The sequence below is a fragment of the Propioniciclava tarda genome (assembly GCF_900182665.1).
In the GTDB taxonomy this organism is placed as follows: Bacteria; Actinomycetota; Actinomycetes; order Propionibacteriales; family Propionibacteriaceae; genus Propioniciclava; species Propioniciclava tarda.
In genome coordinates this window covers 52,048-66,925 of the sequence record NZ_FXTL01000014.1, presented here as the reverse complement: position 1 = coordinate 66,925, position 14,878 = coordinate 52,048, and the positions used below count along the sequence as shown (strand labels likewise).

The 14,878-nt window shown below is 71.9% G+C and carries 12 protein-coding genes; 9 read left to right on the top strand and 3 right to left on the bottom strand.

The genetic code is table 11. The features are described 5' to 3' along the window. Positions 1–59 precede the first annotated feature (59 nt). The 3 genes from FN821_RS10865 to FN821_RS10855 are packed head-to-tail and all read left to right on the top strand — an operon-like array spanning position 60 to position 3,482. Positions 60–518 carry a deoxycytidylate deaminase gene (locus tag FN821_RS10865; protein WP_131172618.1) on the top strand — a complete coding sequence of 153 codons (459 nt, stop codon included), beginning with the start codon at positions 60–62 and terminating at the stop codon, positions 516–518. Next, entirely contained in the window at positions 515–2,818 is a 2,304-nt protein-coding gene (locus tag FN821_RS10860) for a sensor histidine kinase (RefSeq protein WP_131172617.1), read from the top strand. Before FN821_RS10865 ends, FN821_RS10860 begins: the two co-directional genes overlap by 4 nt. Before the next feature lie 13 nt (positions 2,819–2,831). Continuing rightward, entirely contained in the window at positions 2,832–3,482 is a 651-nt protein-coding gene (locus FN821_RS10855; protein WP_131172616.1) for a response regulator transcription factor, read from the top strand. 111 nt (positions 3,483–3,593) lie between these two features. Here FN821_RS10855 and FN821_RS10850 read toward each other — a convergent pair whose 3' ends face one another. Beyond that, positions 3,594–4,868 (bottom strand): MFS transporter, encoded by a 1,275-nt coding sequence (locus FN821_RS10850; protein WP_131172645.1) that lies wholly within the window; start codon positions 4,866–4,868, stop codon positions 3,594–3,596. 100 nt (positions 4,869–4,968) lie between these two features. Here FN821_RS10850 and FN821_RS10845 point away from each other — a divergent pair, with 100 nt between their 5' ends. Genes FN821_RS10845 through menD form a run of 4 tightly spaced genes read left to right on the top strand, consistent with a single transcriptional unit; the run spans position 4,969 to position 9,625 of the window. Further along, on the top strand, positions 4,969–6,135 hold the full coding sequence (locus FN821_RS10845) for an AMP-binding protein (RefSeq protein WP_165489338.1): 1,167 nt from the start codon (positions 4,969–4,971) through the stop codon (positions 6,133–6,135). A gap of 3 nt (positions 6,136–6,138) precedes the next feature. Continuing rightward, positions 6,139–7,023, top strand: a complete 885-nt coding sequence (locus FN821_RS10840) for a 1,4-dihydroxy-2-naphthoate polyprenyltransferase (protein WP_131172614.1) — start codon at positions 6,139–6,141, stop codon at positions 7,021–7,023. Continuing rightward, positions 7,020–7,976 carry an o-succinylbenzoate synthase gene (locus tag FN821_RS10835; protein ID WP_131172613.1) on the top strand — a complete coding sequence of 319 codons (957 nt, stop codon included), beginning with the start codon at positions 7,020–7,022 and terminating at the stop codon, positions 7,974–7,976. Before FN821_RS10840 ends, FN821_RS10835 begins: the two co-directional genes overlap by 4 nt. Beyond that, positions 7,973–9,625, top strand: a complete 1,653-nt coding sequence (gene menD / locus FN821_RS10830) for a 2-succinyl-5-enolpyruvyl-6-hydroxy-3-cyclohexene-1-carboxylic-acid synthase (protein WP_241660224.1) — start codon at positions 7,973–7,975, stop codon at positions 9,623–9,625. Before FN821_RS10835 ends, menD begins: the two co-directional genes overlap by 4 nt. A gap of 189 nt (positions 9,626–9,814) precedes the next feature. On the opposite strand, the gene FN821_RS10825 is transcribed toward menD, so the two are convergent. Then, positions 9,815–11,455 carry a TM0106 family RecB-like putative nuclease gene (locus tag FN821_RS10825; protein ID WP_131172611.1) on the bottom strand — a complete coding sequence of 547 codons (1,641 nt, stop codon included), beginning with the start codon at positions 11,453–11,455 and terminating at the stop codon, positions 9,815–9,817. Next, complete coding sequence (locus tag FN821_RS10820) at positions 11,452–12,177, bottom strand: demethylmenaquinone methyltransferase (protein WP_277751027.1); 726 nt, start codon at positions 12,175–12,177, stop codon at positions 11,452–11,454. The genes FN821_RS10825 and FN821_RS10820 overlap by 4 nt, the downstream gene beginning before the upstream one ends. A 177-nt stretch (positions 12,178–12,354) precedes the next feature. Here FN821_RS10820 and FN821_RS10815 point away from each other — a divergent pair, with 177 nt between their 5' ends. Beyond that, on the top strand, positions 12,355–13,053 hold the full coding sequence (locus FN821_RS10815; protein WP_131172610.1) for an ABC transporter ATP-binding protein: 699 nt from the start codon (positions 12,355–12,357) through the stop codon (positions 13,051–13,053). Next, positions 13,050–14,783 (top strand): DUF6297 family protein, encoded by a 1,734-nt coding sequence (locus FN821_RS10810; protein ID WP_131172609.1) that lies wholly within the window; start codon positions 13,050–13,052, stop codon positions 14,781–14,783. Before FN821_RS10815 ends, FN821_RS10810 begins: the two co-directional genes overlap by 4 nt. Positions 14,784–14,878: the final 95 nt, after the last annotated feature.

Here is a 14,878-nt window from a genome sequence, read left to right as displayed (position 1 = left end):
CGCAGGCGTCCGGCGGTGTGGCTCGATAGCATGCGCACGCGAGCGAGATTGGAGCGGGCATGAGCGACCAGGCCGACCCCGTGGTTCCCGGCTGGGATGAGTACTTCCTCGGCATCGCGCGGGCCGTGTCGGCGCGGGCCAAGTGCACCCGGCGCCGGGTGGGCGCGGTGCTCGTCCACGATCGCCGCATCATCGCCACCGGTTACAACGGGGCCGCGCCGGGGCGTCCGGACTGCCTGCAGGGCGCCTGCCCGCGCGGAACTCTCGGCTACGACGTGATCCCGGGCCTGGGCGACTACGACCGTCCCGGGACGCCGGGGTTCTGCATCGCGATCCACGCCGAGGTTAACGCGCTGCTGTTCGCGACCCGCGACACCAAGGGCGCGACGGCGTACATCACCGACCCGCCCTGCCCGGGGTGCCGCAAGGCGCTCGCGGCCGCGGGAATCGTCCGCGCCGTCTGGCCCGACGGCGAGCACAACGCCGACGGGCTCGTCGACTGGACCACCGGGCCGTGAAGCTCCTGCGTCCCGAGAGCGGCCACTCGGCCGCCGCCGCCACCGGGACGCTTCCGGACGTTGACCGGCTGACCACCACGGGCTTCGCCAGCCTCCTCGACCGCGCCATCGCGGTCGTCTGCTGCGCCGTCTTGGCGTGGTCGTTCATCGAGGGACGCAACGCGCTGCAGCACGTCGACCGCATCTGGCTGGCCCTGATCGGCGGGTCGATCGTGGCCGCGGCGGTGCTCATGCCGTTCTATGCGTGGTCACGCCGAGGCGTCCGGGCGCTCGCCGGCATCTACGCCGTCATCGTCTTGGTAGGCCACGTCACCTGGCCCTACGCGTGGACGGACGCGCGCGCTGCGGCGTCCCCGCCGACGCTCACCCTGCTGCTGGGGCTCGGGGTCATCTGCATGGGGATCGCCCTGTCGAGCGCGGTGGCCGTGCTGTACGCGGTCGTGTCGGCGGTCGCCTACGTGGCGGTGAGCCTGACGCCATCCGGGGGCTCGCTGCGGCCGGTGGACGCCGTCCAGGGCGCCCTGGCGTTCGTCGTGCAGCCGTTGCTGGTCTGGCTGATCCTGCAGTTCGTCCGGCAGGCGGTCGCGTCCTTCGACGAGCACCTGGCCCAGCGCCGCGACGAGTCGACCGAGACAGCCGTCGACCGGGCGCTCAGCGACGAGCGGCTCCGACTGGACGCGATCATCCACGACGAGGTCCTCACCACCCTCGTGGCGGCCGCGCGCGGCTCGGACCGTGACCAGAAGGTCGCCGAGCTGGCTAGCCACGCGCTGGCAACGCTGCAGCGCGAGGCGTCCGGGGACCCCATGGACGCCCCCGTCTCGGCCGATCAGTTCGTGCGGCTGATCAAAGACGTCTCCACCTCGGTGTGCCCGACCGCTGAGGTCAACGCGGAGATCCCGGCGGCCTCGCTGACCATCGAACCGGCCGTCGTGCGCGAGCTTCTTCGCGCGACGCGGGAAGCCGTTCTCAACGCCGAGCGGCACGCGCAGGCGTCCTCGGTGCAAGTGGACGTCTGGGTGGCCGCCACGCTGCGGCGCCTTCAGGTGCGCATCGTTGTCACGGACGACGGCGTCGGCTTCGACGCGAACGCCGTCCTGCCGTCGCGGCTGGGGCTCAGGCTCGCGGTCATCGGACGCCTCGAGGCGCTCGGTGGCCGAGCGGCGGTGTCGTCCGTCCCGGGCCGCGGCACCGACGTCCGGCTCATGTGGGTCGGGGAGCGCTCGCAGCCGCAGGCCGGCGGGCCGCATACCCGTCGGCGCGTCTGGCAGCACCCGATCTTTGCGCCGGTGCACCCCCGGCCGCTGGCGCTGCTCAGCTCGGCGCTCGTGGCGCTCAACGTGCTCATCGCCGGACTCGACCGCACGGCCTTCGCCCAGCCCTGGCTCGTCGCGGTCGCGAGCGTGCTGTTCGGGGTTGCGTCCGTCATCGGGGTGTACTGCCTGGTCCTGCCGCCCGCCGGCCCCCTGCGCGGCTGGCTCATGTCGGGGCTGGTGGTGTCGGGAACCGGGCTAGCCCTGGCGGCCCTCGGGCCTCGAGCCTGGGCGCCGGACGCGCTCTGGTTCGTCGCACCCGCATCGTTGCTGGCGTTGGTGGTGCTCGCCTCCGGAGAGGCGCTCCCCGCCTGGCTGGCCGCCGCCATCTACGGCGTCGCGGTCGTCATCGCGGCCTCGCTCGGCGGCCAGCCGCCTGAGCGCGTCGTGTCCGTGGCCGCCGCGCCGCTGTTCTGGCTGACGGTGCTGACCCTGTTCTTCTGGTGGCTCGACTCGCTGCAAGCCCAGGTCGATCAGGCCGAGACGGCCGTCGAGGAGGCCGCCCGCCTGGACGCCTCCACGGTCAGCAAGCTCATGTTCCGCGAGGTGTGGCTGTCCGAGCTGCGCGAGGTGGTGGCCCCGGCGTTGGCGAAGCTGGCGGGCCAGGTCGAGCCGGTGACGGACGAGGATCGGCGCCGGTTTCTCCTGCTGGAGGGCAGCCTCCGCGACGGGCTGATGGCCGGCAACCTCAACTCGCCAGCGCTCAGCGCCGCCATCATGGACGCCCGCGCGCGCGGTGTGTCCGTCACCCTCGTGGACAACCGGGGGTCGAACCTCCCCGCGGCGGCCCGCAAGTCCGCCCTGCGCCGCCTGGAAGCGATGGTCCGGGCCGCCGAGGGGGGCCGGGTCGTGGCGCGCACCGCCCCGGAGGGCTACGGCGAAGCGGTCACGATCCTCCAAGTGCCGAGCGGCAGGGAGGCGAAACTCACCGTCATCGGTGAGAATGGGTCAGTCTCGACCGGCGTCCCCCTTCCAGCCGCCGACTGAGCAGGAGGGCTCTATGCCGATCAGAACCGCGATCATCGACGACCACGAGGCCATCCGCTACGGCATGCAGGCCGCGTTCGATCGCGCCGACGATCCGCGGGTCGAACTGGTCGGCGCGGCGTCCACGGTCGACGAATTTCTCCACCTGAGGTCGGACGCCGAGGTCGTGCTGCTGGACCTGCGGCTCGCCGACGACTCCGATCCCCAGGCCAACGTCGAGACGCTGGAGGGGCGGGGCTACCAGGTCGTGGTCTACTCCATCGCCGACAACACCCGCCTGCTGCGCCGGGCGCTGGCCGGCGGTGCGCACGGCGTCTGCCGCAAGGCCGAGCCGATCGCCGCGACCATCGAGGCCATCGTCGCGGTGGCAGATGGGCAGCAGGTGATCTCTCAGGAGATCCTGGCCGCGATCGAGGGCGACTCCGAGTACGTGGCGGCAGCGCTCGGGGCGCGCGAGCGCGAGGTGCTGAGCCTGTACGCCGCGGGGCTCGAGATCCCCGAGGTCGCGCGGACGCTCTTCATCACCGAGAACTCCGTCAAGGAGTACCTCAAGCGCATCCGGGCCAAGTACACCCACGTTGCGCGGCCGGCGACGTCCAAACTCGAGCTGTTCCGCCGGGCTATCGAGGACGGCATCGTCCCGCCGGTCGAGCCGCTGCGTTAAGACGACCCGAGCAACGGGGTCATTCGTCGGCGGAACCTGTCGAAGCCCTGGTGCAGGCGGACTTCGACAAGCTCAGCCAGCGAGTTTCGGTGCTTCCTGACCGCCTCGACGTCAGGCCCGGTCGACCTGGGCATCGCCGGGGGCGTAGTAGACGACGATCGGACGCGTCGCGCTCCACTGCAGCCGTAGCCGTGCGCGGTCGTGGGCCATCAAGTAGCCGAGCACCCCGGCGAACGTGAGCGCGATCGCGACGGCCCCGAAATAGACGGTCGCCCGGGGTCCGAAGGCGGTGCCGACCCAGCCGACGAGCGGGCTGATCACGGGCGCGCCGCCCAGCAGGAACACCATCCACAGCGCCATCACCCGGCCCCGGACGGCTCCCGCCACCGACGTCTGCAGCAGCGTGTTGGCCGTCACGACGGCGGTGATCGCGCATAAGCCGATCGGCACCTGCAACGCGGCGAACATCCAGAACTCGGGCGCCGCCCCGGACGCTGCCTGGAACAGGGCGAACCCGAGCATCGCCACGAGGATGTAGCGCAGCCGAGGCCGCTTGCGGGCCGCCGACAGCAGCGCCGCCCCGAGCGCGCCGACGCCCATCAACGACCCCAGCATTCCGAACTCGGGCGGGCCCTTGCCGAACTCGATCTTGGCCATCGACGGGTTCGAGATCGCGAAGTTGAAGGCGAAGTTGCCCATCATGAAGCCGACGAAGAGCAGCAGCATCAGGTCCGGACGCCTCCGCACGTACCGCAGCGCATCCTTCAGGCCGCCCTTGCCGCGGGGTGGAGCGTCCGAGACCAACAGCGCGGAGGCGTCCAGACTGATGGTCGCCCACAGCAGGACGACGAAGGTCGAGGTGTTCACCAGGAAGACCGGCCCGGTGCCGATGAGGGCGATCAGAAGGCCGGCGATGCCCGGTCCGAACAGGCGGGCCGCGTTGAAGTTGGCGGAGTTGAGGCCGATCGCGTTCGACAGCAGGTCCTTGGGCACGAGCTCGCTGACGAAGGCCTGGCGCGCGGGGGCGTCCACGGCGCCGGCGCAGCCGTCGATGAACGTGATGACGAAGACCTGCCAGAGCTGGATGTTGCCGGTGATGATCAGCACCCCGAGCAGCGCCGAGTCGACGAGCATCACGCACTGCGCGCCGATCATCAGCCGCCGCTTCGGGATGCGGTCGGCGAGGGTCCCGGCGTACGGCGAGAGCAGGAGCGCGGGCAGGAACATCAGGCCGGTCAAGAGGCCGATGGCCGACATGTCACCGGGCGTCAGCTCGACCAGGACCAGCCAGCTCGCCGCCGTCCGCGACATCCAGGACCCGATGTTGGACGCCAGCACGCCCGAGAAGTAGCGGCGGTAGTTGGGCACCGAGAGCGAGGCGAACATCCGCGCCATCGACCCGTCACCACCTTCGCTAACCCGCCCGCCAACGGCGAGCGTGCCCGTCCACCCTACGCTCGTCGGGGCCTAGTCTTTGCCCGTGCGCATGACGGTCGTCGAACCCGGTGGGCTGTGGGGTCCGCTGTCGGACGCCCTCGCCGGCGGCTCGGTCGTCGCTCCCGCGGCGGACGCGGCGACGGTGGCGATGTTGCGTCCGGACGTGCCGGTGGCCGAGCCGGATGCCGCCCTGATCGTCGCCACGTCGGGGTCGACCGGACGCCCCAAGGGCGTGGTCCTGTCGCGAGCGGCGCTGGCGGCGTCGGCGTCCGCCACGCACGAGCGGCTCGGCGGGCCCGGTACCTGGCACTGCGCGCTGCCCACCACGTATGTGGCTGGCGTGATGACCCTGGTCCGGGCGCATTTCGCGGGCACCGAGCCGGTGTTCGTGGCGTCCGACCTGAGCGACCTGCTGGCGGGCGTCCAGCGGAACTACCTGTCGCTCGTGCCCACCCAGCTGCACCGGGCGCTGGACGATCCGGGGCTGGTCGATCGGCTGGCCGCCTTCGACGCTGTGCTGCTCGGCGGCGCGGCGATCGCGCCCGAGCTGCGGGGCCGCGCGGAGGCGTCCGGCATCACGATCGTCGCGACCTACGGCATGAGCGAGACCTGCGGGGGCTGTGTTTACGACGGCGTGCCCCTGCCGGGGGTTTCGATCGACATCGCGACGTTTGCGGGTGGTGGAGGTGATCTCGGGGCCGAATTGCCCGGACCCTCGCCGCTCGACCCGCACACGTCGCGGTCGGCCCAGGAGAGCCCGGTGGGCCGGGTCCTGATTGGCGGCCCGATGCTGTTCTCGGGCTACCGCCTCGACCCGGACGCCAGCGCCGCGGCCCTGGCTGGGGGCCGGTTCCTCACGTCCGACCGCGGGCAGCTGGACGCCGACGGTCGCCTCCGCATCCTGGGGCGGGTCGACGACGTGGTGATCTCGGGGGGAGTGAACGTCGACCTCGCCGCCGCGCAGGCCGTCGCGGACGCGGTGCTCGGGACGCCGGAGGCGGGCGGGATCGTGCTGGCCGGCGTCCCGGACGCCCACTGGGGCACGAAGGTGGTCGCCGTCACGGCGTCCGAGCTGACGACCGACGAGGTGCGGACCCGGCTCGCCGCGCGGCTGGGCCGCGAGGCGCTGCCGTGGGAGGTCCGGCGGGTCGATTCGCTGCCACGCACGGCCAATGGAAAGATCGACCGGCAACGCATCATCACGACCTGGAGGTAGCCGGTGGCCACCGCAGCGGAATGGCTTGAGGGAGCCCGCCTGCGCACCCTGCCGGCCGCGGTCGCCCCGGTGCTGGCCGGATCGGCCGTCGCCGTCGACCTGGGTGGATTCGACGCCGGACGCGCCCTGCTTGCGCTGCTCGTGGCGCTCGCCCTGCAGGTCGGGGTGAACTACGCGAACGACTACTCCGACGGCGTCCGGGGCACCGACTCGGCCGAGAAGCGGGTCGGTCCGAAGCGGCTGGTGGGCTCGGGTGCCGCGACGCCGGGGCAGGTCCGGGCGGCCGCCTTCGGCTGCTTCGCGGTGGCCGCCGCAGCGGGCCTGGGGCTGGTGGTGCTGACGGGCGCCTGGTGGCTGATCGCCGTCGGCGCGGCCTGCATCGTGGCGGCCTGGTTCTACACGGGCGGGAGCCGTCCGTACGGCTACCTGGGGCTCGGCGAGGTCTTCGTTTTCGTGTTCTTCGGGCTGGTGGCCACGTGCGGGACGACGTACGTCCAACTGCTGCGGGTGCCGCCGAGCTCGGTGTGGGCGGGCGTGTCGATGGGGGCGCTGGCCTGCGCGATCTTGGTGGTCAACAACCTCCGCGACATTGACGGCGATGTCGCGTCCGGCAAGCGGACCCTGGCCGTCCGCCTCGGCGCCGACGGGACGCGAGGGCTCTATCTCGGCCTGGTCTTGGTCTCGATGGGCGCGCTCCTGGTGACTGCGCTGCTGACCTCGCCCGAGGCGATCTTCGCCCTGGCGGCGTGGGCGCTGCTGAGTGGTCCGGTGCGGACAGTGCTCGGCGGGGCGGTCGGTTTGGCCCTGATCCCCGTCCTGAAATGGACGGGGCTGGCGCAGCTGCTGGCCGGGGTCCTGCTGTTCGTGGGGTCCTGGTTCGGCCGATGACCGCGCCGGTGCTGGTGCCCTTCGACCTGCCGATGCGGGTCCGGTTTCGCGGGATCACCCGGCGGCGCGGGGTGCTGGTGCAGGGTCCGGCTGGCTGGGGGGAGTGGAGCCCGTTTGCCGAGTACGTGACGCCCGAGATTGACCCGTGGTGGCGCTGCGCGCGCGAGGCCGCGGTGGAGGGCTGGCCGGCTGCGGTGCGCTCGTCGGTGCCGGTGAACGTCACGATTCCTGCGGTGAGCCCTTGGGACGCCCACGCGCGCGCCGCGGCGTCCGGCTGCTCAACGGCGAAGATCAAGGTCGCCGAGCCCGGCCAAAGCGCCGCCGAGGACGAGGCCCGCGTCGAGGCGGTCCGGGACGCGCTGGGGGCGTCCGGGCGGGTGCGCATCGACGCGAACGGAGCGTGGACGGTGGCTGAGGCGCTGCGGCGGCTCCGGTCGCTGGCCCGGTACGGGCTGGAGTACGCCGAGCAGCCGTGCCGGAGCGTCGAGGAGCTGCGCGAGCTGCGGCTGGCCCTGGCGAGGGCCGGCGTCGAGGTGCCCATCGCAGCGGACGAGTCGATCCGGCGCTCCGGCGATCCCGAGCGGGTGGCGGCGCTCGAGGCCGCGGACGTCGCCGTCTTGAAGGTGCAGCCGCTGGGCGGCGTCCGGGCTTGTCTGGAGCTGGCCGAGCGGCTCGGGATGCCCGTCGTGGTGTCGTCCGCGCTCGAGACGTCGGTCGGCATCGCGGCCGGCGTCTCGCTCGCGGCGGCCCTGCCAGAGCTGCCGTACGCCTGCGGGCTCAACACCGTCAGCTTGTTGGACGCCGACGTGGCGCTTGACCCGTTGGTTGCCGTGGACGGGGCGATCGGCGTCCGTTCCGTCGAGGTACGCGACGTGGCAGCATGGGACGCCGGGCCGCTGGCCGCCGACGAGTGGCGCCGGCGCTGGCTGACGATGGAGGACCGTCCGTGGTGAGTTCGAGCGCCGCCTGCGCGCGGGTCCTGGTCGCGCAGCTGGTGGCGCAGGGCGTCCGCGAGCTGGTGCTGTGCCCCGGATCGAGGTCCGCGCCGCTCGCGTTGGCGGCAGTCGAGGCCGACGCCCTCGGTGTACTCCGCCTGCATGTGCGCACCGACGAGCGGTCGGCGGGGTTCCTGGCTTTGGGGCTGGCGAAGGCGTCCGGGCTGCCGGTCGCGGTCGTGACCACCTCGGGGACGGCCGTCGGCAACCTGCTGCCCGCTGTGATGGAGGCCTCGCATTCCGGGGTGGGGGTGGTCGTCGTCTCGGCGGACCGGCCCGCCGCGCTCGTCGGCTTCGGCGCGAACCAGACCACCGAACAGATCGGCATCTTCGACGGCTTCGTCCGGTACACGGCCCGCGTGACGTCCGCCGCGCACCCCGACACCTGGGCGGCGCAGACCGCGAAGGCGTGCGTCCTGGCGGCGACGGGTCCGGTGCATCTGAATGTCGAACTGGATGTGCCGCTCGTCGACTCGCCTGCGGTCCCTGAACTCGCAGATCGGGCGACCACGGTCCCGGAGCCTGTCGAAGGGTCCCTCGCTCACCTGATCGCGACCGCGGGGCCTCTGCAGCGACACCGTGCGGGCTTGGCCGAGGCGCCAGCGACGGAGCTCCTGGTCGGCCCCCGAACCGTCATCATCGCCGGCGACGAGCGGGACGCCTCGGGCGCCGCCGCAGCCGCGCTCGCAGCGTCCGCGGGTGTGCCACTGATCGCGGAACCATCGTCCAACGCTCGCACCGCAGGCGCCCTGCGCTGCGGACGCCTCGTGCTGACCACCCCGCTGGCCGATCAGGTCGAACGTGTGCTGGTCTTTGGCCATCCGACCTTGTCGCGCCCGGTGACGCGGCTGCTGTCGCGTCCGGACGTCGAGGTGATCGCCGTCGCGTCCGACGATGCTGACTGGCCCGACCCGGGCCATCGGGTGCGGTTGGTCACGCCTGCCCTCCGCCTCGACACCGGCGATCCCGGCTGGCTGGCCGCCTGGCAGGACGCCGACGCGGCGGCGTCCGAACGCGTCGACGGCGTTCTCGCGGACGCCGGCCTGACCGGCTGGTCGCTGGCCCGCGCGGTCTGGGACGCCTGTTCCGGACGCCCGCTGGTGCTCGGTGCGTCCCAGCTGATCCGGGACGCCGACCTCGTGCCGATCACCGACCGTCCGCCCACCGTGTACGCCAACCGCGGCCTCGCGGGCATCGACGGCACCGTCTCGACGGCCGTGGGCGTAGCGCTGGCTCTGGGTGGTCCGGCGCTGGCGCTGATGGGCGACCTGACGTTCCTGCACGACTCGAACGGGCTGGCGATCGGCCCGGGGGAGCCGCGTCCGGACCTGCGCCTCGTCGTCGGCGACGACTCCGGTGGCTCGATCTTCGCGACGCTCGAGTACGGCGAGGACCGCTTCGCCGGCGTCTTCGAGCGTGCCTTCGCGACGCCGTCTGGGGTCGACCTGGCCGTGCTGGCGGCGTCCTACGGCGTGCCGGTGACGATCGTCGAGACGGACGCCGACCTGGCCGTCGCGCTGGGGCGTCCGATCAAGGGGGTGGACGTCGTGATCGTGAAACTCGACCGCTCCAATCGACGGCAGTTGTCGCAGGCGCTGCTGGGCTGACCGCTCCCCGCACGTTCGTGGCGGAGTCGCTGTTGCCAGGCCACCACAACTCCGCCACCAGACTGGCTCAACCGTCCCATCGGCTCTTACCGAGTAGCCCCGTTGGTTGAGTTTCTCGAAGCCCGTCGGCTGGTCACGGAATGGCCGCGTTGCCTGAGCTTGTCGCAGCCCGGCCGCCCGGAGGACCGCTCAGTCGAGCGAGCGCACCCAGCGCCGCAGGTGCCAGGTGGCCAGGACGTCATCCTCGTTGTACTCCAGGACACGCGTCCGGGCGGCCGCCCGCGCGGCGTCGCTCGCGGCGCCGACCGCGTCGTCGAACCACCCTTGGGACGCCAGCCCGCCGGGCGACTCGTCGCGCCAGCCGAACCCCGCCCCCGCGGACGCCACCACTTTCAGCCCGAGGCCGTTCGCCCCGAAGAAGTGCTGCCTGACAACGCCGAACAGGTCGACGAAGTGCTCCTCGGCGAAGCCTTCGGCCCAGTCGGCCAGCTCGCCTTGGCCCCGCTCCCGCAGCCCGGACGCCAGCCGGTGCAGCCGCAGCATCTCGTACTCGCTGTAGTGATAGACCGCCGCGTCGCGCCCGGCCGTCACCTCCCGCAGCCAGGCGAACGCCTCGGCCGCGAGCTCACGCTCGGCTGCGGCGTCCATCGGTTCGAAGCGCGCGAACGCGCGGTACTCGCGGCGTCCGGACGCGCGGTCGTCGACGTGGAAGCCCCACAGATAGGCGTGGTCCTTGGCCGAGGTCTCGATGTCGAGGTCGATCTCCAACTCGTGCTCGCCCAACTCGACCGAGCCGGCGGTCGTCCGCTCCAGCTCGGCCCCGGACGCGATCAGCCGCGCCCGACGCTGGATCAGCCGCAGCCGGTCCTCGGCGCCGTCGCGGGTGACGCGGGGCAGGAAGTCGAGCAGCAGCGCGTCCAGGTCCGCGTCCGCCAGATCGCCGACGCTCCGCACTCCGAGGGAGCGCAGGGCCCGCACTTCCTGGGGGTCGAGCGGCGCCTTGCCGATGCGCAGCGACAGGTCATCGGCGGGCAGCAGCGCCGAGCAGCGGTCGAGCCAGACGCAGTAGGGGCACTCGCGATGGATCACCGGATCCGGGGCGACGTCCGTCCCGTCCAGCGCCCCGGACGCGAGCCGCACCCGCTCAGCATGCTCGACGTCGTAGCGCTCGAGTAGCCCGTCGGCGTTCAGGTCGATCCACGTGATGACGAGGTGCTGGTGCCGGTCCTCGGCGTCCGGCGGCGTCAGTCGCTCGGTGCCGATCAGGCCGACGATCGGTTCGGACGCCGCGCGGCCCGTCGCCTGCAGCAGCCGCCACTGATGTGCGACCTGGAGGGCGGCCTTGCTGCGGCTCATCCGGAAGCGGCGCCCGGGGAACTCTCGACGCGTCAGCGGGTCGTCCAGCAGGGAGTAGCTCAACGGCGCGGCGTCCGGCGAGCACGCCTCCTGGACGCGGTGGAACTTCACCAGGACCGGCACGTACCCGTCCGCGACCTTCAACAGCACCGACGGACGCCCCGCGCGGTGGGCGTCCCAGTCGCGGGGCAGCAGCGCGCCGATGATGAGGTCGTAGCCCTCGTCGAGGGCGCGGAGGGCGGCGGCCTCCTGCTCGTCGGACGGCGTGCCCCGCAGCGGACGCAGGTCGATCGCGGACGCCCCCGAGGCGAGCAGCCGCCCGAAGACGTCGGCCTCGACGGCGTCCGGATCGTGGAAGAACGCGGGCAGCGGCGCCTCGCGGCGGGGCGCCTCCAGCCCGGGGGTGAAGGCGTGCAGCGTCTTGAGCTCGCAGGACCGGGCGGCGTAGGCGTCCAGGACGAACGGCTGGGTCATGCCCGGCCGCGGTGGAGCGCAACGACCCCGCCGGAGAGGTTCTTCCACGCGACGTCGTGCCAGCCGGCGTCGACCATCAGCTGCGCGAGGGCGGGCTGGTCCGGCCAGGCCAGGATCGACTCGGCGAGGTAGTCGTAGGCGCCCGGGTTGGACGACAGCAGGCCCGCCGCCGCGGGGATCACCTTGGGCAGCATGACGTCGCGGTACAGGCGCCGGAAGGGCCCGAACAGGGGCGTCGAGAACTCGTTGATGACGACGATCCCACCGGGACGCGTCACGCGCCGTAGCTCGCGCAGCGCGACGTCGGTGTGCTCGACGTTGCGCAGGCCGTAGCTGATCGTGACGGCGTCGAAGGTGGCGTCGGCGAAGGGCAGGTCGCAGGCGTCCGCGTTCACGAAGCCGAGGTCCGGCCAGCGCTTCTTACCCTCGGCGAGCATGCCGAACGACAGGTCGGCGGGCACGACGAGCGCGCCGGCGTCCGCCAGGGGACGCGACGACGTGCCGGTGCCGGCGGCCAGGTCGAGGATGCGCATGCCCGGCTTCGGATCGATCGCTTTGACGACCTGGTGGCGCCAATACAGGTGCTGGCCGCCGCTCATGATGCCGTTCATCAGGTCGTAGCGGGACGCCACCCCGTCGAACATGCCGGCGACGTCTGCGCGCCTCTTGGCCAGGGTCGCGCGCGCGTCGGACTTGGTCACCACGGGACGACATCTTGTCACGTCCCGCCGACAGCCCGTCGATCGGCCGCCCACCCCCCCAACTTGTTCGCGTGTTTGAGTGCTGGGCCTTTCGGTTTTCCGGAAGGTCGAGCACTCAGTACTGGGGAGAGAGTGCCCACCACAAGCCAGGCGGGCCGGTGGCGCCAGCACCCTTGCGCGTGCGAGAGAATCGGGACCATGGCCAAACGCGTACCGGTGCTCACGGCGTCCAAGGTGAAGAAGGCTTTCGGGCCCGTGACGATCGTCGAGAACTTCTCACTCGACGTCTTTCCCGGCGAGGCGATCGCGCTGACCGGACGCAACGGCGTCGGCAAGTCGACCATTCTGCGCATGCTGATCGGGGCGACGATCCCGGATGAGGGCACGGTCGAGTTCGAGGGCATCCGCATGAGCGAGACGAATCCCGAGATCCGCCGCGGCGTGGCGACGGTCATCGACGACCTCGACTTCTTCCCCGACCTCAGCGTCGTCGAGCACCTGGACCTCCTGGCCCGCGCCCACGGCGTCCCTGATCCGGACGCCGCCGTGGACGCCGTCCTGGACGAGGTCCAGCTGGTGCCGCAGTCCGGGCAGTTGCCGGGCACGCTGAGCTCCGGCCAGCGGCGTCGTCTCGCGCTGGCTACGGCTTTCGTGCGTCCGCGCAAGCTGCTGATCCTGGACGAGCCCGAGCAGCGCCTCGACGTCGAGGGCGTGGCCTGGCTGGCCGCCCGGCTCGTCGCCGAGCGTGAGCGCGGCCTCGCGATCGTGATGGCCTCGCACGAGCCCTACCTGGTCCAGCAGGTGGCGACCCGGACCGTGAAGCTCGTCGGCCCGCGGCGTCCGACCGTGGACGCCGAGCCCGAGGCCGAGCCGGCCGAGGCTGAGGTCGCGCCGTGAGCAAGAAGTCGAAGAAGCTGATCCGGTCGGGGGTGTCCCAGCCGGACGCCGTCGCCGGGCCCGGCGTCGAGGTCGAGTCCGAGGACCCGTACGCCGCCTACGCCGACCGCGACTGGACCTTCGCCTTCTTGCCGGACGCCGACGCGCACGTCGTCGACGAAAAGGCCCTGCACGGCCTCATGAAGGACTGGCGGCACGGACGCGCGTCCCGGACCATCGGCCAGGTGCTGGGCGACGCCTACTTCATGCTCTTCAGCCTCGCGTTGATCGGCGCGATGATCGTGAACCTGCTGGTCAACTCGAACCAGACCGCGGCGGGGTGCACCTCGTCCGGCTGCCTCACCGGACGCTCGCTGCTGCCGTGGGCTGTGGTGTTCGCGGCCGCGACCGTGACGCTGTCGGCCGCGCGCATCTTCGGGCCGGTGTTGGCGTCCGCGGCCGAGGGCTCGTGGCTGATGGACGCCCCGATCTCGCGGACGCGCCTCTTGGGCGGACGCCTCTGGGCAGCGGTGTTCGTGGCGCTGGGCGTCGCGACCGTGATGGGCGGCCTGTTGGCTCTGCTCACCGGGACGGCCCCGCTCTCGATTCTGGCCTGGGGCCTGGCGGCCGGAGCGACGGCGTCCGCCCTGATCGCCTTGGCTGCGTTCGAGCAGACGCACGACCGGCAGTTCGTTCTCAGAGCGTTGCAGGTGCTGTTCTCGGTGGCCGCGACGGCGACGGTGCTGTGGATGGTCCTGATCGCCGCGGGTCAGACGACGCTCATTCCGGCCTCGCCGGCCCTCGCGCCGTGGGCGATCGCGGCGGTGGGCGCGGCGCTGACCGTGGCGTTCGCTGGCCTAGCGCGGGGACGGCTGAACCAGATCCGACGGGCTCGGTTGCTCTCAGGCGGATCGCTGGTCTCGGGCATGCAGGGCGCGATGTACGCCCTCGACCTCGGGCTGGCCCGTGACATCCTGGTCGAGCGCGAGGCGGTGGCGCGTGGCTACGTGCGTCCGACGCCGGGTCGCGGCACGGGCGTCCAGGCGCTGGTGTTCCGCGACGTTCAGCGGCTGATCCGCTTCCCGAAGCCGTTCGTGGCGCTCATCGCGTCGGCCCTCGTGCCCTACGCCGCGGACGCCCTCGGCGTCGCCTTCGTGATGCCGTTCCTGGCGGCGTTGGCCCTGGTCGCGGCGCTGGTCCCGTTCTTCGGCAGCCTGCGCGTGCTGAGCCGGACCGGTGGTCTGGCCCGCACCTTCCCCTTCTCGACGCGGCAGTTGCGCAACGCGGCGATGATCGTCCCCACCGTCTTGGCCCTGATCTGGGTGATCGTCGTGACGCCGTCCGTGATGGGCATCGTGGGCGGCGCGACCCGGTCGCTGCCGGACGCCCTCATGACGGCCGGCGTCATCGGCATCGCGGGCCTGCTGGGTGCCGTCCGCTGGCAGACGGCCAAGCAGACCGACTTCAACACCCCGATGATGGCGACCAACGCCGGCGCGCTGCCGCCGTCGCTGATCTTCAACCTGTTCCGCGGCATCGATGTGTGCGCCATCGTGACGGCGCCGCTGATGCTCGGCGCGCCGATCTGGGTCAGCCTGGCAATCGCGGCCGTCGTCTACTTCTTCCTGGGCATCGACATGGCCGAGTTGCAGGAGGAGAGCAAGGAGCAGCAACGCAAGCTCGCCGAAGAGAAGGCCGCCCGCGCGGCGGGCAACACCGAGAAGATCAAGATCGCCCGTCCGCAGCGGTGAGTGTGGCTAAACCCGCAGTCGGAGAGGTGATAAATCCTCAATCCGGAGCCTGATAAATCCGCAATCCAAGGGCTGATAAATCCGCAGTCGAGTTG